The organism is Chloroflexota bacterium (assembly GCA_026708035.1).
In the GTDB taxonomy this organism is placed as follows: domain Bacteria; phylum Chloroflexota; class UBA11872; order UBA11872; family UBA11872; genus JAJECS01.
This window is the reverse complement of sequence record JAPOVQ010000027.1, coordinates 14,192-33,952: the sequence shown is the minus strand read 5'-3', so window position 1 is coordinate 33,952 and position 19,761 is coordinate 14,192. Positions and strand designations below refer to the sequence as shown.

The 19,761-nt window shown below is 68.6% G+C and carries 21 protein-coding genes, 1 tRNA gene and 1 other RNA gene; 10 read left to right on the top strand and 13 right to left on the bottom strand.

Translation table 11 applies throughout. The features are described 5' to 3' along the window. Window positions 1–31: 31 nt before the first annotated feature. A complete protein-coding gene (locus tag OXG33_11710; GenBank protein ID MCY4114582.1) occupies window positions 32–1,333 on the bottom strand; it encodes an MFS transporter in 1,302 nt (433 codons plus the stop codon). Beyond that, window positions 1,303–2,109 (bottom strand): PHP domain-containing protein, encoded by an 807-nt coding sequence (locus OXG33_11705; protein ID MCY4114581.1) that lies wholly within the window; start codon window positions 2,107–2,109, stop codon window positions 1,303–1,305. The genes OXG33_11710 and OXG33_11705 overlap by 31 nt, the downstream gene beginning before the upstream one ends. Window positions 2,110–2,124: 15 nt before the next feature. Between OXG33_11705 and OXG33_11700 the strand changes: the two genes are divergently transcribed. The 3 genes from OXG33_11700 to OXG33_11690 all read left to right on the top strand — a co-directional run bounded on the left by OXG33_11700 (window position 2,125) and on the right by OXG33_11690 (window position 5,355). Beyond that, window positions 2,125–2,553, top strand: coding sequence for a hypothetical protein (locus OXG33_11700; protein ID MCY4114580.1), 429 nt, complete (start codon window positions 2,125–2,127; stop codon window positions 2,551–2,553). A gap of 95 nt (window positions 2,554–2,648) precedes the next feature. Next, a complete protein-coding gene (locus tag OXG33_11695) occupies window positions 2,649–3,974 on the top strand; it encodes a hypothetical protein (GenBank protein MCY4114579.1) in 1,326 nt (441 codons plus the stop codon). Between the two features lie 43 nt (window positions 3,975–4,017). Next, window positions 4,018–5,355 (top strand): amidohydrolase, encoded by a 1,338-nt coding sequence (locus OXG33_11690; protein MCY4114578.1) that lies wholly within the window; start codon window positions 4,018–4,020, stop codon window positions 5,353–5,355. A gap of 78 nt (window positions 5,356–5,433) precedes the next feature. Here the strand turns inward: OXG33_11690 and OXG33_11685 are convergent, their stop codons facing one another. Beyond that, entirely contained in the window at window positions 5,434–6,939 is a 1,506-nt protein-coding gene (locus OXG33_11685; protein MCY4114577.1) for a hypothetical protein, read from the bottom strand. Between the two features lie 363 nt (window positions 6,940–7,302). Here OXG33_11685 and OXG33_11680 point away from each other — a divergent pair, with 363 nt between their 5' ends. Beyond that, on the top strand, window positions 7,303–7,953 hold the full coding sequence (locus OXG33_11680; protein MCY4114576.1) for a peptidylprolyl isomerase: 651 nt from the start codon (window positions 7,303–7,305) through the stop codon (window positions 7,951–7,953). Between the two features lie 149 nt (window positions 7,954–8,102). Continuing rightward, window positions 8,103–8,615: a signal peptidase II gene (gene lspA, locus OXG33_11675; GenBank protein MCY4114575.1), complete on the top strand. Its 513-nt coding sequence runs from the start codon at window positions 8,103–8,105 to the stop codon at window positions 8,613–8,615. Between the two features lie 8 nt (window positions 8,616–8,623). Here the strand turns inward: lspA and OXG33_11670 are convergent. Next, window positions 8,624–8,695, bottom strand: a tRNA-Arg gene (locus OXG33_11670). A 101-nt stretch (window positions 8,696–8,796) separates the two neighbouring features. On the opposite strand from OXG33_11670, the gene OXG33_11665 reads away from it, so the two are divergent. Together OXG33_11665 and OXG33_11660 are read left to right on the top strand one after the other, a co-directional pair. Continuing rightward, window positions 8,797–9,525 (top strand): biotin/lipoate A/B protein ligase family protein, encoded by a 729-nt coding sequence (locus OXG33_11665; protein MCY4114574.1) that lies wholly within the window; start codon window positions 8,797–8,799, stop codon window positions 9,523–9,525. 13 nt (window positions 9,526–9,538) lie between these two features. Further along, the gene (locus OXG33_11660; GenBank protein MCY4114573.1) at window positions 9,539–10,117 is read left to right on the top strand and encodes a class I SAM-dependent methyltransferase; all 579 of its coding nucleotides are present in this window, start codon (window positions 9,539–9,541) and stop codon (window positions 10,115–10,117) included. Here OXG33_11660 and OXG33_11655 read toward each other — a convergent pair. From OXG33_11655 to OXG33_11630, 6 genes are all read right to left on the bottom strand, one after another. Further along, complete coding sequence (locus tag OXG33_11655; protein MCY4114572.1) at window positions 10,044–10,751, bottom strand: hypothetical protein; 708 nt, start codon at window positions 10,749–10,751, stop codon at window positions 10,044–10,046. The genes OXG33_11660 and OXG33_11655 overlap by 74 nt on opposite strands. Next, window positions 10,748–11,215 carry an NUDIX domain-containing protein gene (locus OXG33_11650; GenBank protein ID MCY4114571.1) on the bottom strand — a complete coding sequence of 156 codons (468 nt, stop codon included), beginning with the start codon at window positions 11,213–11,215 and terminating at the stop codon, window positions 10,748–10,750. Before OXG33_11650 ends, OXG33_11655 begins: the two co-directional genes overlap by 4 nt. Window positions 11,216–11,246: 31 nt before the next feature. Further along, window positions 11,247–11,602, bottom strand: a transfer-messenger RNA (tmRNA) gene (ssrA, locus tag OXG33_11645). Between the two features lie 12 nt (window positions 11,603–11,614). After that, complete coding sequence (gene smpB, locus OXG33_11640; GenBank protein ID MCY4114570.1) at window positions 11,615–12,103, bottom strand: SsrA-binding protein SmpB; 489 nt, start codon at window positions 12,101–12,103, stop codon at window positions 11,615–11,617. 56 nt (window positions 12,104–12,159) lie between these two features. Next, entirely contained in the window at window positions 12,160–12,411 is a 252-nt protein-coding gene (locus OXG33_11635) for a hypothetical protein (protein MCY4114569.1), read from the bottom strand. Window positions 12,412–12,566: 155 nt separating this feature from the next. Next, window positions 12,567–13,295 (bottom strand): metallophosphoesterase family protein, encoded by a 729-nt coding sequence (locus OXG33_11630; GenBank protein ID MCY4114568.1) that lies wholly within the window; start codon window positions 13,293–13,295, stop codon window positions 12,567–12,569. Between the two features lie 150 nt (window positions 13,296–13,445). On the opposite strand from OXG33_11630, the gene OXG33_11625 reads away from it, so the two are divergent. Continuing rightward, complete coding sequence (locus tag OXG33_11625) at window positions 13,446–14,105, top strand: LiaF-related protein (protein MCY4114567.1); 660 nt, start codon at window positions 13,446–13,448, stop codon at window positions 14,103–14,105. Here OXG33_11625 and OXG33_11620 read toward each other — a convergent pair. Next, on the bottom strand, window positions 14,056–15,492 hold the full coding sequence (locus OXG33_11620; protein ID MCY4114566.1) for a Mur ligase family protein: 1,437 nt from the start codon (window positions 15,490–15,492) through the stop codon (window positions 14,056–14,058). The two genes, OXG33_11625 and OXG33_11620, sit on opposite strands and share 50 nt — an antisense overlap. Window positions 15,493–15,949: 457 nt before the next feature. On the opposite strand from OXG33_11620, the gene OXG33_11615 reads away from it, so the two are divergent. Both OXG33_11615 and panB read left to right on the top strand, forming a co-directional pair. After that, window positions 15,950–16,360 (top strand): hypothetical protein, encoded by a 411-nt coding sequence (locus OXG33_11615; protein ID MCY4114565.1) that lies wholly within the window; start codon window positions 15,950–15,952, stop codon window positions 16,358–16,360. A gap of 36 nt (window positions 16,361–16,396) precedes the next feature. After that, window positions 16,397–17,251 (top strand): 3-methyl-2-oxobutanoate hydroxymethyltransferase, encoded by an 855-nt coding sequence (gene panB / locus OXG33_11610; GenBank protein ID MCY4114564.1) that lies wholly within the window; start codon window positions 16,397–16,399, stop codon window positions 17,249–17,251. Window positions 17,252–17,257: 6 nt separating this feature from the next. On the opposite strand, the gene groEL is transcribed toward panB, so the two are convergent. Continuing rightward, window positions 17,258–18,904, bottom strand: a complete 1,647-nt coding sequence (gene groEL / locus OXG33_11605) for a chaperonin GroEL (GenBank protein ID MCY4114563.1) — start codon at window positions 18,902–18,904, stop codon at window positions 17,258–17,260. Next, on the bottom strand, window positions 18,901–19,653 hold the full coding sequence (gene trmD, locus OXG33_11600) for a tRNA (guanosine(37)-N1)-methyltransferase TrmD (protein MCY4114562.1): 753 nt from the start codon (window positions 19,651–19,653) through the stop codon (window positions 18,901–18,903). Before trmD ends, groEL begins: the two co-directional genes overlap by 4 nt. Between the last annotated feature and the right edge of the window lie 108 nt (window positions 19,654–19,761).

Here is a 19,761-nt window from a genome sequence, read left to right as displayed (position 1 = left end):
ATCGGGGCACGGGCAGGCGGCCCGCGCCGGACTACGCCGCGCTTGCTCGACGGCGCCAGAGCAGCCACATCAACCCGTTGGCCAGCGCGTAGCAGGCGGCGGTGACCATGACGGCGACCGCCAGCGCCAGTTGCTCGGCCAGCACGCCGCCGACGGCGGCCGCGCCGGCCCAGGCTAGGTTCCACGCTAGCAGCAGGCAGGCGTTGGTGGCCGGACGCGCGGCCTCGGTGACCCGCTCCATGTACAGGGCGCCGCGCACTGGGGCCGTCATGTTCATGAGTGCGCCACGAGCAAGAAACGCGAGGGAGCTTCCCAGCGGCCACGGCAGCAAGCCCATGGCCAGCAGCAGCGGAATCGAGGCCGACTGGGCAACCACGATGGCCGTCACCTTGCCCAGATGCCGCGCCGCGATAGGGCCGAACACCGACGCGCCCAGCCGGGTCATGAGTCCGGCGCCCGCGAGCAGTCCGAACTGGGCTTCGCTCAAGCCCAGCTGTCGGGTGAAGTACACGTTCAGGAACGGAATGGTGAGGCCGGCCCCGACGGCGATGACGACGTGCACGATGAGCAGGCGGGCGATCGCGTTGACCTGGCCGCGCAGGGCGCCGAACGCCGATCGATCGATCCGAGCCGACGGCGCGCGCAGCCCCAACAGCGGAAAGAACCCCAGCCCGCCGTAGAGCGCCGCCGCGCTGAGCACGGCGAAGAACCCCACCCACACCGGCCAGCCCGTCGCGTCCGCCAGCGCGCGCGGCGCCCACCCGCCGACGGCGTTCCCGGCAAAGCTCATGCCGAGGAACACAATCGCCGCCACGGTGAACAGATAGCTCCGACCCTCGTCGTCGGCGCTGCCCGCGTATAGCGGGGCGATGACGACGTTCCACAGCGCGCCGCCCAAGCCTCCGAGAGCCGCGCCCGCCACCAGGTAGCCGTAGCCGAACGGCGTCACCTGCAGCGCCGTCCCGACGCCAAGGAGCACGGCGCCGCCGAGGATTACCGGCTTCGCGCCCACCCGAAGCGCCAGGAGTCCGGCCGGAATCGCCGCCAGCCCGGCGGCCAGGCTGGCGCTCGTGACCAGACGACCGGCATCCGCGGCGGTGAAGCCCAGCTCCAGCACATAGAGGTTGTAGGCCACGCGGAAGACGCCGGCGCTGAATGCCCCAAGCAGGGTGCTCAGCAGCAGGAGCCGCGCGTTGCGTGAGAAGCGGCGCATCTCCCGCGCGTACACCGCGCCGTCCGCGGCCAGGGCGCGCCAGGAGCGCCCGACGTGCGCCGCCAGCCGCCGGGGCGGCGGCGGTGAGGCTAAGGGCCCGTTCCGCGGCGCTGACGCCATAGCGTGCGGGCGCGCATGACCGGCAGCTTGACCAGGCTCCGGAATTGATTGCGCCCGTGGTCGGCCAACGCCGGGCGTGGGTACTGCAGGCCGCCGCGCGCGGGCAGCGTGGCGCGTTCGCCGATCGCCGCGCGAAGCTCGGCCGCCGTGTGGCCGGGAAAGAGGGTCAGCGCCCGGCCGAGATCTCCGAAGTGGGCATCGGTGGCGCCCACGGCCGCGCCCACCCGCTCGGCGTGCGTCTCCTGAAACCGGCGCGCGTCGGCGCGGGTGCGTTCCCGAAAGTACTGGTTCTCGGTCTCGATGCCGTCAAACCGCACTCGTGCGAGCGCGCGCAGGAGTCTCTTGGCGGAGATGGACGTGGGCACGCCCAGAAACGGGTGCGCCACGATGGCCAACCCGCCCTGCGCCTGAATGGCCTCCACCGTCTCGACCAGCGGGCGGAAGATCGGCACCGGATGCTCCAGAAACAGCCCCACCACGTGATCCTGCCGCCGAGTGGTGACCTCCATCCCCACGATGACCTCGACCCGCGCGTCGGTGGCCGCCGCGATGTCGCGCGCTCGCAGCGCGCCGTCGATCGTGTCGTGGTCGGTGACCGCCAGCACGTCCAAGCCAAGCTCGTCGGCCCGGCGGACCAGGGCGCCCGGGGACGGCACACCGTCGCTGGCGGAGGTGTGCGCATGCAGCTCGGCGAGTCCCCAGCCCCGAGAGGGGGAAGGGGGCGCGTCCCGCGGGAAGATGGGCCGCGGATCGGCAGGACGTGAGTTACCGGCCACTAACGTACGATCCCCATGTCGCGTTTCGCCCAGGTCGCCGCCCTTCTCATGACCACCATGGAGCCCGGACCCCCTTGGAACGTCGAGGATTGTCCCGGCGCATATAACGGCACGCCCATTGCGTGGGATCCGGAACGGTATGACACCGCGGCGATGCCCTTCATTGTGGCGATCAAGCAGCATTTCTGGTCGTGGCGCATCCGACAATTCGCGGTTCGCACCGGCGTGCTCGAAGTCGAGGTGGACCTGCCCAGCGTAGCGCCGGATGGGATGACGATGATCGCCTTCGAGGCGGGCGACGCCACCCCGGCGGATGTGAGTCAGGAATTCGCGAAGGTCGTGGAAGCCATTGGCGGAGTGCTGCTCGACCATGTGTGGAGATTTCGACTCATCTTTTCGGACGGGACGCGCACGGACGAGTTCAACTGGCGTGTCGGTGGGTGAGCCGCCCATAGCCACAAACTAGCCGCCCGGGTTTCTCGCGAGCGAGTACGATGCCCTTGCTCGCATCGTGCGGGTGATGCCTCGTGCGGGGCCGGGTGAAGGCACGTCGCGCGCCGTCGGCGCCCTTGGGTCGTGTTACCGCCAGGGTTGGGCGCGCGCCGCTGCGCCTGCCGGGCATCGCCGAGTTGAACGCGGGGCTGGCCCCGGACGTGCGGCGCAATTTCCGCGCCACCCTCATTCACTGGTTGCTGGCGGGAGTCTTCGTCGGCAGCGTCGGAAGCTACATGGCGGTCGTCGTCCGCCGCATCGGCGGCGACGAAGTCACCGTGGCACTGACCGTCGCGGTGCAATTCATCGGCGGCATCGTGGCAATCGCCGGTCCCTATGTCCTCCGAGCCGTCCAACCGGAACGAGCGGTGGCTGCGCTCTGGACCATCGGGCGGCTGGTGCTGGTCGCCGCGCTGTTTATTGACGAGGCAGGACCGTTTTTGATCATGCTCCTGGTGTGGTCGATCATCGCCATGATGGGCGTCCCGATCTACGTGGGGGTGACGCAGTCGGCGTTCCCTCGGCGCGTGCGGGGCAGGCTCATTGGCGCGGCGCAGGCCGCCATGGCGGTGGTGGTGTTGCTGGTGTCGCCGCTCGCCGGGGGCCTGATGGACGCGGTGGGCTACGGCCCCGTGTTCGCCGGCGGCGCCGTTGCCGGCGCGTTGGGGGCCCTGGCGCTGTTTCGAATCAGGGCGCCGCCCCGTGCCCCGAAGGTCCGCCCACCGCCGTGGCGCATGTTTCGGCAGACCCTGGCGAACCGACGGTTTCGCAGCTATACCGCGAGTTCGAACGTCGCCTTGTTTGGCGACTTGCTCATCCAGCCAACCATCGCGGTGGTGCTGGTGGACACGTTTGACGCCTCCTTCACCATCGTCGGCGTGCTGGCGCTGATCCAGAGCGTCACCTGGGCGGCGGGATATCTCCTCTGGGGCGCCGTGAGCGACCGGCGTTCCGGGCCATTCGTCGTCTGGATGTCCAATCTGCTCAAGCTGGTGGTCGCGGCGCTGTTCATCGTGGCCATCCAGGCGGACAGCCTGTGGCTGCTGGCACCAGCGTATGCGGCCATCGGGTTGAATTTCGCGGCCGGGGACGTGGGCTGGCAGACGTCACTGGCGTCGCTGGCTCGACCCGAGGATGTGGATGCGTTCGCAACCAGCTTCTGGCTCATTCTCGGCATCCTGGGCATCGCCGGCCCGCTCGTTGGAGCCGCCGTTCTGGTGGCCGGCGGACCGGTGGCGGCGTTTGCCACGGCGCTGGGTCTGGCCGCGGTGGGCAGCATGCTGATGGCTCGCGTGGCACGTGGGTTCGTGCCTGTCGACGAGCCGCCGTGCGAGGCGGCCGCCAGCGCCGAGGATTCGCGGCTGGCACACTGAATCGGCCCGCTGCTCAGCCCAACAGCCAGGCCCCGGAGGCGCCATGACCACCATCACAGACCTGAAGCAACGCGTGGCGGACGCGATCGACGACCGACAAGACGAGATCATCGCGATCGGCGAAACCATCATGGGGCGGCCCGAGTTGGGCTTCAAAGAGTTCGAGACCGCGGCGCTCGTGGCGCAGACGTTTGCCGAACTCGAGCTGGACCACCGCACGGGCCTGGCGATCACCGGCGTATCCGCGCGAATCGAGACCGGGCGTCCGGGTCCCACGTTGGCGCTCATTGGCGAGCTTGACGCGCTGACGGTACCGGGACACCCGCGAGAAGATCCGGCCACCCACGCCGCGCACGCCTGCGGGCACAACGCGCAGATCGCGGGGCTCATGGGCGCCGCCGCGGCGCTGAGCGACCCGCGGGTTCAGCGTGAGTTGAGCGGCACGATCGTCCTGATGGCCGTGCCGGCGGAGGAGTATGTCGAAGTCGAATACCGCTACGGCCTTCAACTCGCGGGCGAGTTGGAGTTCTTGGGCGGCAAGCCCGAGCTGATCGCCCGCGGCGAGTTCGACGATGTCGATCTCGCGATGATGATTCACACCCACGCCCAGCCCGACGCAAACGGCATGGCCGCCGTGACGGCCTCGAACAACGGCTGCGTGGTCAAGCAGATTCGCTATGTCGGGGTGGCGTCGCACGCCGGCGCCGCGCCGGAACGGGGTGTGAACGCGCTCTACGCCGCCCAACTTGGCATGGCCGGCATCAACGCGCTGCGCGAGACATTTCGCGATGAGGACGCGGTGCGCGTGCACCCAATCATCACGCACGGCGGCGACCTCGTGAACGTCATTCCCGCCGACGTTCGGCTGGAAACCTATGTTCGCGGCAAGACGACCGACGTCATCGACGCCGCCTCGGCCACGGTCGACCGCGCCCTCAGAGCGGGGGCGATGGCCCTAGGCGCCGAAGTCGAGATCCGAAACTTGCCCGGCTATCTGCCGCTGGTGAACAACAGCGCCATGGCCGACCTGTTTCTCGCCAACCAGCGAGATGTTCACGGCGATGACGGGATCAAGCGGCTGGGCCACCGCACCGGATCGACGGACATGGGCGACGTGTCGCACATCATGCCGGCCTTGCATCCCAGCATGGCGGGCGCCACCGGCACCAATCACGCCACCGATTGGGACATCGTCGATTCGCACATGGCCTACGTGGAGCCGGCCAAGGCATTGGCGTGGATGGCCGTGGATCTGCTGGGCGACGGCGCGCGCACCGCGCGGCGCATTGTGGACGACTTCGAACCGCTCATGACGCGCGACGAATACCTCGCGTACCAGCGTGGCGTGATGCGCGAGGAGCACTGGGCCCACCACGCATAGCCACCCGCCCGGCCCCGCGCCCGCAGGCGCGGGGCCGGCGAGGGCTGATCCCCTCACTCGCCGACCGCTGCCGGCTCGTTAGGTCTTGTGGAAGGTGATGCGGTGCAACACGTTCCCGTTCGTCCAAATCACCCAGAAGCCGTCGCTTTTGGCCAGGCCGGGATAGTGCACGGCGCGCAGATTGAACGACGGGCACTCGAACCTCGCCCGGTAGTAGCCGTCAACCTCTTTCCACTTACTACTCGTGCTACAGCCGGACGCGGGCACGTCGACTTCCGCGAGTTCGTCGACTGTCGACGCGGCCTCAACGCCGACCCAGAGCCGCCAAGCGCCCTGCGCGTCGACCTGAATACCGTGAACTCCAGCCTGCGCAACACTAATCGGCACATTCGTCCGATACCCAACCCGTGCACCGTCAAGCGGGCGGGTCTGCGCGCCGTTGGGCGAGTTGATGACCAACGTGATCGGAGCCTCGGACCAGTTGCCGTACTCGATCATGATGGTGACGTTGCCCACGGGCAAGCTCAGCTCGCCGGCGCCGCCGTTGTATCCCCTGAGGATTTGAAACGGAATCGACGCATCAGTAGCCGTGAAACTGGCTCCCGTCGACGTCACGGCAAAGAATTTCTTGTCGCGGAACCAAACCGCCCAGAATTTGTCTTTGGTGTTGATGTCGGAATATGACGTGCCGTCCACCTGGGAACTGCCACAGCTGAAGCTGGCACGGTGAATGCCATTGCCGGCCCGGTGCCACTGCACCGTTGTCCGACAGCCTTGCATCGGCAGGGGCACGGATGGGAGTCCGGGCTCAAGGCCAACCCAGACTCGCCAGTCTCGGGGGGCGGTCACTCGAAAGGCGTAGGTGCCGGCCTGCGGCACGTTGATGTCTATTTCGCTGTAGTAGGGCACTCGAGCGTTATTGAGCAAGTGGGTCGTCGCGCCGCCCTCGAGCCCATAGGTCACCGTCACCGGGCCAACGCCCCAGCCGCCGAACTGGAGCCTGAGCGTGACCGTGCCCTGCGGCAGGTTCATGGTTCCAGCTCCGACGTCGAAGCCGTTGATGCGCTGGTAGGGCAAGGCGGACGACGCTGGGACCGTGGGCGTCGTGGGCGTCGTCGGCGTCGTGGGCATCGTGCCGGCGCCAGGCACGGCCGCCGGCAACTCTGCTCGCTGGAGGCTGGCCACGGACATGCCGTACCGCGCCTCCCAGGTCGGAACGTCGAGGACGAACTTGCCATAGTTCGACTCATTGATGCCAAAGATCTCCACGTCGGCGATGGACTGGATGTGGAGTAGGCGCGGCTGCGGCCATTCGGTCTCCCATTTGACCAGATAGATCGGATCGCCCTGTTTCAACAGACCGGCCGAAAGCCACGGATCGCCCTTGGGCAGCGCGCGCAATCCCGCCAAGCTGACCTCGGTGCGGGCATTCCAGTTGATATGCCTGCCGGACAAGGCGCGGGTGTCGCCGCCCAAGTGCAAGACGCCCTGGTCGTCGGCAATCCACAGATGCGGCGTGCCCTCCAGCGCCACCACGGCGCCGGACACAAACACTTGCTGCGCGTGCGCGACCGGCAGCGCCATGAAAGCGCCGACCGAAATTGCCAGGACAATAAGGCTCCTGCGCCACCACCTTGGCTTCCGCATGCCAATCTCCTTTTCGCTCGGGTTCGAAAGAGCAAAGCCGCGCGCTGGCCCACGATCAGACTGATGGTGGAAATGCATCAGGTCGCTTCTCACTCGCACGGCACCGCCCTCGCCGCTTCAGTAAACGCGAGGACACCTTGGTAACGTTCTAAGGCAACAGTTTATACAGCAGTCAAACTACCACACGGAAAACGCGACGCCGCGAGACCCAAGTCTTCAGAAGCGACGTCCTGACAGGTCCGGGCAGCCCAGCACAAACGGCTAGAATCGCCGGAGTGAACCGAAGGCTGCGGAGGGCCCGTGAGGAGCATCGTCCGCAGCCTGCTGGCGCTTGGAGTGCTCGCCGCAGCAGCCTGCGGCCAGGCCGAGGCGCCGCCCGCGGGCGACTCCGAACCGTTGCCCGAAACCCAGGAGCGCGTGTTGACCTACGACGCCTATCCAGAGATCCAGATCGATTCCGAAGAGTCGTACACGGCCGTCGTGACGACCAATCTGGGCGAGATGACCTTTGAATTGCTGCCGGCGGAAGCCCCGCTGGCCGTCAACAATTTCGTGGTCTTGGCGCGCAACCAGTACTACGACGGTGTGGTGTTCCACCGGCTGATACCGCGGTTCATGGCGCAGAGCGGGGACCCCACCGGCATCGGAACCGGCGGGCCCGGGTACACGTTTGCCATTGAGCCGCCCCAGCGCCCCTATGTCCGCGGGAGCCTCGCGATGGCCAACACGGGTCGGCCAAATTCGAACGGCTCCCAGTTCTTCATCGTGTTTGACGATCTCACGGCCCTGGATCGCCTTTCGCCGGACTATTCGCTGTTCGGGCAGATGGTGGAGGGCGAGGACACGCTGGCCAAGATCGAGGCGGTCCCCGTTGGCGTGGCCGGCACCGGCGAACGATCCAGGCCGCAGGAGACCATCACCATCACGTCCATCGAGATTCGCGAAGGCTAGGGCGGCCGCGCTGGCATCGATTGCCGCCAGATGCCCGGGTCGCCAGCCGCACCCTCACGAGAGACCAGCGGCGCCGCCGATGGACGATGACGAGCGAAGGACGGTACTCGGGCTGGAATCGCCGCGCGGCGACGCAGCGGAGGGACCGAATGGCTAGTCGCGCCTACGCGAGGCGTGCACGCCTGGCGACATTCGGCCTGGGTCTTGTCGTGACCGGCGTGGATCAGGCCATCAAGCTCATCGTGGACGCCGTGCTCCCGCGCGGTGGGGCCACGATCTGGCCGGTGTTCACCCTGCAGCGAGTGAGCAATCCCGGCGTCAACTTCGGGCTGTTCAGCGACCATCCCGCGCCTATCCTGATCCTCACCGTGGCGATTGGCGTGGGCTTCGCCGCCTACGTCGCCGCACGCCCGCCGCGGCGGTGGTGGCTGGTTGCCGCCTTTGCGCTGCTGCTCGGCGGTGCATTCGGGAATGTGATTGACCGTCTGCGCTTAGGCGCGGTCTTTGACTATCTCAACATTGCGCCGTTCGTCGGCTTCTTGAACTTCGCGGACCTGGCCATTGGCGCGGGACTGATCGTGCTGGTGGCGGATAGCCTGCGCGAACGCCGGCCGACGGCACGCCCCCCGGGCGACGACGACGGCGCGGCCCCACCCGGCTAGGCTGTGGGTACCCCCGGCGCGATTCGAACGCGCGCGCCCGGCTCCGGAGGCCGGCGCTCTATCCACTGAGCTACGGGGGCTGCGCTGTCATTCTAGACGGCGCGACTCGTGACGAAAGGGTCCGGAGGGCATGGAGACGTGGCGGCTGCTCGCTGACCCGGCGGCGACCGGTGCGCGGAACATGGCGGTCGACCAAGCCATCGCGGAGGCCGTGCAGCGCGGCGACGCTCCACCCACGCTGCGCTTCTACAGTTGGCGGCCGCGTGCGCTTTCCCTCGGCTATCACCAGCCGCTGCACCTCGTGGACCGCTCGCTGGCGCGGCGTCGCGGCATCGATGTCGTGCGCCGGATTACCGGCGGCGCGGCCCTGCTGCACAGCGACGAGCTCACCTATGCGATGGCCGTGCCGCGGCGGCATCGATTGGTGCGAGGCGGGGTGCGGGCATCCTATGCGGCACTGACGCAGGGGCTTGCCGCCGGACTGGAAGCCTTGGGGCTGGCGCCAGAGACCGGCGCCCCCGCACAAGCGGCCGAGGAGACGCTGCCGGGCCTCTGCTTTTGGTCACCGAGCGGACACGAGCTGTGGGTTGGCGAACACAAGATGGTTGCCAGCGCCCAGGGCCGCGTGCACGGCGGCGTGCTGCAGCACGGCAGCCTGGTGATGTCCCACGATTTGGACATTCACCCGCTCACCCACACGTCCGCGCCCAACGCTTGCCCGCCGGGCCTGCGCGACGTCTTGCCGCAGCCCGCGACGATTGGCGAACTGGTGCAGGCCCTCACGCAGGGCGTTGCCGAGCGGCTGCGCATTGCGCCGCAGCCGGGCGCGCTTTCGCCCGCCGAGCGCAATCGCAGCGACGAGCTGGTCAAGGTACGGTACGCGCACGATGCCTGGCTCGCCCGCTGCTGATTCGGGATCTCAAGTGTCGGTGCTCGCCCGCGGGATGGCGGTGCTCCGCCCGGCGCGTCTCATTCTGGATGCGGGCTGCGGCGCCGGTCGCGCCTCCGTCGAGCTAGCCGCCGGTGCTCAGGTGATTGCCATGGATCGCGACGCCCAGGCGCTGGCGCATGCGCCGCGGCATCCCAACATCTGGTACGTGCGGGCTGACGCCGACCGGGTGCCGATCGCCACCGACGCGTTGGACGCCGTCTTCAGCTTCGGGCTGCTGCAAGTGCTCGGCGTCGATGGCAACGAAGACATCCGGCGCGCGCTGCGGGAGTTTCAGCGCCTGCTGCGACCCGCGGGCGTGGCGGTGATGGGCACGCTGGCGGACTTTAGAACCCATGACTCCCCATTTCGCAGCCTCACCGGCGCCGAGGTGTCGCAGGTCATGCGCAACACCTTCAACCTGCGCGAGCTCATCGGCCTGATGGATAGCGACGCCGCGGGGGTTCGCTCGCGCTATTGGTACATCCACGCCGTACCGATCACCGACCCGGCGCCCCGACGGCGGCCGGCGAGTCCGCATCGGGTCCGCGCTGCCGCCAAACGGCGCCAGTAACCGCGTCGCAGATCCACAACCGGCCGTGCCGCATCGTGAGCCCGTGCGGCTCGAATGACTCGCCATCGAGATCCAAGCGCTCGAGCACGGCGCCATCCTGCTCGCTGAGCCCCAGCACCATTCGATCGGAGGTGAAGGCGCACCACAGCGCGTGCCCGTCCCACCCCAGCCCGTGGGCGCGGTCCATGGGCACGGGAATGGTGCGGCGCGGTGCCAGCGATTCGGCGTCAACCAGCGTCAGGGCGCGCTGATCCAGCGTCGTGAGCCACAGGCCCTCGGAAGTCCACTCCAGGCCGTGCACGTCGCTATCGCCGGGCGCGCGGAATTGGGCCAGAATTGCCCCCGTATGAGGATCGGTCTTGACGATCCGCGTGCGCACCGTGTCCGTGGCTGTCGGCGGGCGCGTTGTCGGCAGTCCGTTGGAGCACATCCACAGCGCGCCGTGGCCGAAGGTCACCCCGCTCGACTTCCCGGCTCCCGTGGCGAATGACCGGATGACCGCACCGTCGTCGGGCGCGACGAGAAAGGCGCGGCCCTCGTCCTGATCGGCGATCCACAGGCCCTCGTCGGTGGCCTGCAGCCCGTTGGGGTGCGCCACCGGCGCCTGGAACGCGTGGTCGAAACGCCCGGTCACGGCGAAGCTTCGGCGGCCAGCGCCTGGATGGCGCGGCGTCCGAGGATGCGCACGTCGTCGCTGATGTGGCTGGCCCCAAGATCCTTGGACGAGAACCAGCGCTGCTCGCTGTGCTCCGCCGCGGCCAATCGAGGCTCGCCGCCCACGGCGTGACCGAAATAGATCAGGTCGATGTGAAAGTGCCCGGGTTCGATGGTTTCCAACAGGATCGTTTCGGGTCGCGGCAGGCCTCGCACGTCGTCGTCGTCCACAGGCAGGGCGTCCCCCACGATTTCGATGTCGAGGCCGACTTCCTCGCGCACCTCGCGGCGCAGGGCCTGCGTGGGGTCTTCTCCGGCCTCGATGTGGCCACCGACCGGGAGCCACCGTTTGAGCTTGCGGTGGTTGACCAGCAGCACCTTGCCGTCGCGCACCAGGAATCCGGTGGCGGTGAAGTGCTTGTCCGGACGGGCAGGGCGGCTCACGCCGCGATTGTAGGCAGCCGCCGCCCCGCCATGGTGGAGATGGGGGCGAGTCGAACGCCCCGTCCAGAGGCCGTCACCCCGCCGCGTCTACAGGCTTAGCCGATCGCTATGGTTCTCGCCGGCTTGCCCACCGCTCGGCCGCGGGCAACCCGACCAGTCCGCGTGTCTTAGCCGGCATATGCGGACGCCTCTGCCGGCGCAGCCTAGGGTGTTGGCGCCTGGTCCGGCCCGCTAGGCACGAGCCGGGCAGACGTCGCGGCGCTTAGGCCGCGAGTGGGAGCGCTTCTTGCTCGCCAGTTACTAGGTTGCCGTCTCTTTTTTCGAGCGTGACGGCGTGCTCGACCTGCAGCAGCGGACCTCGGACTTCTGTCGAAACCCGGCATCCCCAGAGATTCAATGCTAGCGCATGCGCCGCGCGATCTCACGCGCATCGTCGCGGGCGCGAATCTTCTCTCGCTTGTCATAGGCGCGCCGGCCACGCACCAGGCCAATCTCGACCTTGGCCCACCCCTTGTCGAGGTACAGCCGCAACGGCACGGCGGTGTAGCCCGCCTGGTTGGTGTGGCGCGCAAGCTCGTCGATCTCCGCCCGGTGGAGCAGCAGCTTTCGGGGACGATCGGGATCGTGATTGGCGTCGGCGGCCGGCTTGTAGCGCGCGATGTGCACGTCGCGCAGGAAGGCCTCGCCATCCTGCAGTCCAACATAGCCCTCGCGCAGCGAGACCGATCCGGTGCGCAAACTCTTGATTTCGGTGCCGCGGAGCTCCAGGCCGGCATCAAAGGTGTCCAGCACCACGTAGTCATAGCGGGCGCGCCGGTTCACGGCGAGGGTGCGATTCCGGCTGGTTGGGGGCGGCGTCGCCTGTCGTCGCCGGCGTTTGCGCGCCACGCTAGCCCGTGCCGGACCGCGCGCGGACGTCGCCCCGCGGCGGGCTGGGCGCCGGGTTAGCCGGCCGCCGAGGCGCTTCCGACCGGGACCATGCCCTCGAGTAACTTCTCGAGCGCCATGGTGTGGCTGCACGTCTGCCAAACCATGAAGAACTCGCAGTCACAACTCCACGCACCGTCGGCCAGCCTGATCACATGATCGTTGTTGTCGCCATCGAACCGCACGGTCAACGCCTCGAAATGGATGCGATGCGGCTCTTGCGCGTACTTCTGGGCTTTCTGGACCTTGCTGATCAGACTCGACTGCACGCGAGACCTCCTTAAGCCGCCCCACTCCAATGAAAAAGCGCCCGGACGTGACCGGGCGCCCAAGGCTCAGCGGCTCGGTGCGTTGGCAAACCCACGCAAACCAAGCGTTGCTGATGCATGAATCATTATAGCGCCGAGCCTTCGCGCCGTGCCTGCTACCACCCATATTGCAGGCGAATGGATAGCCGCTCCGGCAGGCCAAGGGCCTCCATGCGGCGCTGGACCTGGGCGACGTCGTAGGTCGCGCGTTCGACCTGGAGGGTGCGGGCCTCGGGATCGAAGAGGGCAAAGGCCGCCCGCGGATCGCCGTCCCGCGGCTGACCCACGCTGCCGGGATTGACGATTAGTCGATCGTCGTCAACCACGATGCGTTGCCCCGGCGTCGGGACCTCGGTGGTGAAGGCCTCGCTGCCGGTGGCTCCGCTGCGCCAACGAAAGACCAATGGCACGTGCGTGTGCCCCACGAGGCAGATGTCGCTGGCGAAATAGCCGAAATTGGCAATCGCGATGCGCGCGTTGGTGATGTATTCCCACACCGGGTCCTGGGGGCTGCCGTGGGCAACCGCCACGTCGCCGAACATTCCGGCGGGCTCGAGGTCGGCGAGATACTGCCGGTTGACCGGCATGAGCACGCCGCCGGTCCACTCGCAGGCCGTGCGGGCGTCGGCGTTGAACCTGACCAAGTCGGCCTTGCCGATGGACCCCCAATCGTGATTCCCGACCAGCGACCGCAGGGGAAGCTCCCGCAGGCGCTCGACGACCTCGTTCGGCGAAGGCCCATAGCCCACCAGATCGCCCAGGCACCAGACCTCGTCAACGCTGCCGGCCGCACGGAGCACGGCGTCGAGGGCCGTGAGGTTGCCATGCACGTCGGCAATGACCAGGATCGTCAGGAGCGCGCTCCGTCATTCGGTGCGCCCGAGGCGGCGCTGGGGCCATTATGCGCGGGGCTCCCCGGTGTGCACGGCGCACGGCAGATGGCCCATACTGACGGCGCTGCCGTCACGCGCGGCAGCCCGCGTGGAGGTGGCGCCGTGCGACGCAATTCAGGGCAAGTCCTCATCGGGCTGGTCATCATCGCGGTTGGGCTGGCCCTGCTGCTCGACAACCTCGACGTTGGCGGCAGCCCCTGGCGATTCTTTCCCTCGGTCATTGTCGTGATTGGGCTGTGGGCGCTCGCGCGCACCGGCTTTCGCCAGCCCGTCGCCCCGCTCCTGCTGATCGCGGTCGGCGTGACCGTGCAGCTTTCCATTTTGGACGAAGTGCCGGACGGGGTGCGATCGGCAATCTGGCCGGTCCTGGTCATCCTCTTCGGTCTGTTGCTCATCTTCTGGCGCACGTCGCGCAGAAGTGCCGTCACCGGCGACGGTAGTAGCGGGAGCTATGTCGCCATTTTCCACGGAGTGCAAGACCGGGTGAACGGTCCCCTTGGACAGCTTCAGGCCACGGCGGCATTTGGCAGCGTGGAACTCGACCTGCGCGAGGCCCGCATCGAAAACCCGCCGGCGATCATCGACGTCTCGTGCCTCTTCGGCGGCATCGAAATCCGCCTGCCGCCGGATGCGGCCGTGCAAAACGACGTGCTGGCGCTGTTTGGCGGCGTCGAGGATCAGCGTCCGGCCGGCGCCGCCGATGTCGTCTCTTTCAACCTGCGGGGGGCCGCCATTTTCGGCGGGCTGCGGATACTCGACTAGTCGCCTGCCGCCTGGACGAGCCCTGGCTCCGAGCCGGAGGCGTGAGTCCGCGGGCCTCCACCGCCGCAATGAACTGCGCCCCGCGGTCGAACTCGTGGGCGAATATTCCAAACGAGGCGCACGCCGGTGAAAGCAGCAGCGCGTCGCCGGGCTCGGCGATGTCGAGCGCGGCGGCGACGGCGGCGTCCATGTCGTCAACCGCCACCGGCGCCAATGACCCCAACTGCGGCATCAAGCGGTCGGTGCCGGCGCCCGGAAGCAGCACCACGCCGCGTAGGCCGGCGTCGCCCTCCAGGCGCCGCGCCAGCGCGCTGAAATCGAGCCGCTTGTCCGATCCGCCGGCGATAAGCACCCAGGGACCCGGAATGGTGTCGAGGGCCGCCAGGGTCGCGTCCGGAATGGTGGCCGTGGTGTCGTTGTAGACGCGGACGGAGCCGATCGTCCCGAGGAAGTCCTGACGGTGCGCCACGCCTGTGAAGCCGGCGACGGCTTGGCGCACCGCCGCCTCGGGCACGCCGAGCTCGTGGGCGGCCAGCGCCGCCGCCGCCAGGTTCGCGCGGTTGTGCGCGCCGCGCAGCACGGCCTCGCTCCAGCCCGTCGGCTCGGCCCCGGCGGGCACGCGGACGACGCGTCCCCGCGCGCGGTCGGCGAACCAATCGCCCCAGCCCGGGCCGGCGGGCAGCACGGCCCAATCGCCCGGCTGCTGGGCGCGGAGCAGCTCGGCCTTGGCGGCGGCATAGGCCTCCATTGAGTCATAGCGATTGAGGTGATCGGGGAGCAGGTTGGTGACGATGGCGCCCGACGAGCGCACGCCGGCCCCCGCCAGACCCTCGGTCTGCCAGCTCGACATCTCGAGCACCACCACCTCGTCCGGCTCAATCTCGTCGAGTTGGGTCAGTGCCGAGACGCCCATGTTCCCCGCGAGCCGCGTGGGACGTCCGGCGGCGTGCAGCATGGCGTGCAAGGCGGCGGCGGTAGTCGTCTTGCCGCGGGTGCCGGTCACGGCCACCACCCGCGACGCGGGACACCAGCGCAAGAACATGGTGAGCTCCATCTCGATGCGCGCGCCGGCCGCTCGCGCCACGGCCAGCGCCGGTGCATCCAGCGGGACCGCGGGGTTGCGCACCACGATCTCGGCGTCGCGAAAGTCCTGGAGGTCGTGGCGCCCGAGGACGTAGCGCACGCCCTGCGTGCCGAGCTGCTCCAGGCTTGGCGCCAGTTGGGACGCGTCGCGCAGGTCCGTCACCACCAGCGACGCGCCATGGCGCCGCAGAAACCGGGCCACGCCAAGCCCTCCGCCGTGCAGCCCCAAGCCCATGACGACGACCCGCCGACCGGCCAGCAGGCGCGGGCTGTCGATCGCCGGCGGTTTCGGCTGGTCGGTCATGACGCACGTCCGACCGGACGAAGTCCATAGCCGGACGGCAGCCTCGAATTCGGGCTGTCACGACAAACGCTTATGACAAGTCGCGCGGCGCCTATCTGAAACGGTAGGGACGGGGAGCATGCACGGCGGACAATGGTCGAACAGTTTGACGTATTTTGATCCTTCAAAATAGATCGACGTCCTTGATGTCTGACTCGCGAGCCGCCAACTTTTGACCTTTCGCGAAGGTGAACTATTGACATTGGCGTAGTAAGGCTTACAGTTGAAGCAGCTTACGGCCCCGGCCGTAACGTTGCTGCATTTTCGGGCTTGGGGAGGCTCGCTCGTGGTCCGCCATTCCGACCGCTTCGAATAAGGCACCGCCGTCGCCCATCCATTTTGGATGGGCGATTGTCTTTATGTGGGCAGTCGGCCAGGGCGAGGTCCGCGGGCACAAGTTGTCAGGGGGAGGCAATCGATGGCAGCTGAGTGCACGAGTTTTGGGACCGCCCTCGCATGGTATACGGAGCAGCTCAGTCGGCGTCGGCGCCTGCCCGCGCGCGACGTGCGGCGCCAGATCGGGTGGATTGACGACTTTCGCACCTGCCTGCCCCGACGAACCAGTCCCATCGAGGTCAGCGTGCGGGACATCGTGCTCTACTTCGCCGACCACTGCGACTCGTTCGACGACCCGGTCGAGTGGTTCCATCGCTACAAGGCCATTGAGTCGTTCTACGAGGAAATGACCCGCGAGTTCAACCTGCCATCCAATCAGATTCGCGGCCTCTACGACGAGTCGGACCTCGATCCCGAGCTGCTGACCCGCATGCCAACCAGGCCGAGCTTCGCGCCGGTGGATTGGTCGCGCGAGGAGCGCTACGCCTACTAGCGACCGCGGCCCCTGCCAAGGGCGTACCATCAACTCATGGCGCACGAGGCAACTTCGAGTGAGCCGCCGCTAACCGCAAGCGGTTTCCGAGCCCGCAAGGGCGGGGCCCCGCTTGTGTGCGTCACGGCCTACGACGCCCCGTTTGCCCGTCTCGCCGAACAGGCCGGCGTCGACGGAATTCTCGTCGGCGACAGCTTGGGACCCAACGTGCTGGGTCACGCGCGAGAGTTGCACGTGACCGTCGATGACATCGTGCACCACGCCGCCGCGGTCACCCGCGCCGTTGCCGCCACCCTGGTCATCGGCGACCTGCCGTTCATGTCCTACGCCACACTCGACGACGCCCTGCACAACGCCGCGCGGCTGGTGCGCGACGGCGGCGCGACGGCGGTGAAGCTGGAAGGCGGGGCCGAAGTCGCCGGCATCACCGAAGGGTTGACGGCCCGCGGCATCCCCGTCATGGCGCACGTGGGCCTCACCCCGCAGTCCGTGCTCGCAACCGGCGGTTATGTGGCGCAGGGCGTCAACCTGGCGGGAGCGCAGCGCGTGGTGGACGGCGCGCGAGCCCAAGAGGCCGCGGGCGCGTTCGGCGTGGTCCTGGAAGCCATTCCGGCGCGTCTGGCCGCCGTCGTGACGGAAAAACTGGCGATTCCGACGATCGGCATCGGCGCGGGCCCAAACTGCGACGGCCAGATTCAGGTCCTGCACGATCTGCTGGGGCTGACCAGCCGAACGCTCCCGCGCCACGCGCGGCGCTACGCCGACCTGGCCGGTGCCGCGCGGGAGGCGTTGACGCAATACCGCGACGAGGTCACGCAGGGCGCGTTCCCGAACGCCGAGCACGGATTCAAGATCCGCCGCGGAGTAATCGACCGCCTGTCGTTCGACTAAGCCGGCTCAGCCGGCCAGCAGAATCCCGGCGTCGCGAGCAATCCGACGCCGCAGCCCGCGCACCCACGGACCATAGGACGCCGCGTCGGCCACCACCGCGTTCGAGGTGACGATCATCACCGCCGCGCTGGCCGCATAGCGCAAGGCCGCGCGCACCACGGCGACCGGGTCCACGATGCCGGCCGCCAGCGGGTCGACATACTCGCCGGTGGTGACGTCAAACACGCGCGCCGGATCGGCCGCCGCCACGGCATCGGCCACGACGGCGCCCTCGAATCCGGCGTTGCGGGCGATCGTCGCCACCGGCGCCGCCAGCGCGCGCTGCACCACGCGCCAGCCGTCGGCCTCGTCCGGGTGCGCGTCGGGCGGCGCGGTAAGGTCCCGCGCGGCGCGGGCCAGCGCGGCCCCGCCGCCGGCCACGATTCCCTCCTCCAGGGCCGCGCGGGTTGCGGCCACGGCATCCTCGGCGCGCTGCCGCGATTCCTGGCGCTCGGCATCCGTCGGCGCGGCGACCTGAATCTCCGAAACCGCTCCGGAAAGATTCCGAATGCGCTCTTCCAGCTTCTCGCGGTCGAACTGATTCTTCGCGCGGTCGCGGTAGAGCCACAGCAGCTCGGCGCGATCAGCGACGGCCTGCGGCTCGCCCGCGCCGCCCATGACCAAGGTTTCGCTGGTATCGCTGCGCACCCGGGCGGCGCGTCCCAGGACGCTCACAGGCACCGATCCCCATGGGTCGCCCGACTCGTGCGCCACCAGCGTGGCCCCGGTGAAGATCGCCAGGTCTTCGAGCATGGCGCGCTGGCGTTCGCCGAAGACCGGCGCGCGCACGGCGATCACGGACATTCGTCCGAGACGGTGGTTCTCGACGAGCGTGGCCAGAGTCTCGCCGCCGATGGATTTCGCCACGACGAGCAGGCGCTGTCCGCCGCCGGCGACATAGTCTTCCAGGAACGGGAGGATGGGCCCCACGCCCCCGAGCTCCCGGTCGGTCACGAGCACGTCACAGTCTTCGAGCTCGGCGCGCATGCCGGCGCCGGCCGTGGCCAGCTGGCGCGAGGCCAGCCCGCGCTCCAACCGCATCCCCTCGACGGTGCGCGCCTCGGTATTGAGACCCTGGCCAAGCTCGACGGTGATCGCCGCCCCCAGCCCAAATCTGTGGAAGATGCCGGCAATGATCTCCCCGAGATCGGCATCGTGCGACGCCAGCCCGGCCACCCAGGCCGTCTCGCGCATGGTGGTGATCGGCCTGGACTGCTCGCGCACAGCCTGGTCGACGCTCAGGACCGCCGCCGCAAGCCCCCGCCGCAAGCGCATTGGGTCCGCGCCCGCGGCCACCAGCCGCTGAGCTTCATGCGTCAAGGCCTGCGTGAGCACGGCGGCCGTCGTCGTGCCGTCGCCGGCGGCGGTGTTGGTGAGCCGGCACGCCTCCGTGACGATCGCCGCGCCGGTCTGTAGGAATCCGTTGCGAAGCTGGATGTCCCGCGCGACGGATACCCCGTCATGCGTGATCTTGGGAGGGCCAAGCTCGCCCCGGTAGGCCACGTTGCGCCCTCGCGGGCCCATGGTGCACTTGACGGTGTTGGCGACGATATCGACCCCGGCCGTGAGCGCCAGCCGCGCCTCGAGGTCGTGGAGGATCGCGACGTCGCTCACGGGAGCGCCTCGGTGGCAGCGTCGGGCCGGTCGAGATCGAACTCGGCCAACTGCCGACGCTGCGTATCCGTAAGGTCGCGTTCGGACAGCAGATCGGGCCGCCGGTCGAGCGTGCGCCGGAGGGCGTGCGCCCGCCGCCAATCCGCCACGCGCCCGTGGTCGCCGCTAAGCAGCGTCGCCGGCACGCGCCGACCGCGGAACTCCTCCGGGCGGGTGTACTGCGGATGCTCCAGCAAGCCCGCGGCATGGGACTCGTCCCGCACCGAGTCTTCGCATCCGACGACGCCCGGAATCAGCCGCGAGGTTGCCTCGATGAGCACCAGGGCCGGCACCTCGCCGCCGGCAACGATGTAGTCGCCGATGCTGATTTCTTCATCGATGACCAGGTCGCGCACCCGGTCATCGACGCCCTCGTAGCGCCCGCAGACGAGGATCAGGTGTGGCCGCTCGGCCAGGCGCCGCGCGGCCGGCTGCGTGAGGGGCGGAGCCTGTGGCGAGAGCAGCACGGTCCATGAGTTCTCGGTACGCAGTTCCTCGACGGCGCGCACGATCGGCTCGGGCTTCATGAGCATTCCGGGCCCGCCGCCATAGGCATAGTCGTCAACCTGTCGGTGGGGCGGGTCCGCCCAGCGCCGCAGGTCGTGAACGTGGATGTCGATCAACCCGCGTTCGCGCGCCTTGCCCAGCAGGCTTGCCTGCAGCACAGGCTCCAGCATGCCGGGAAAGATGGTGACGACGTCGAATCGCACGGACGCTCTCCGGCTTTCTGACCGAGCGGCGGTCGGTCAAGCGTACGCCGGAATCCGGTTGCGCCGCGACGCGCCTCGGGCGGGCGTCCCAGCGCCGACGACGCTCGC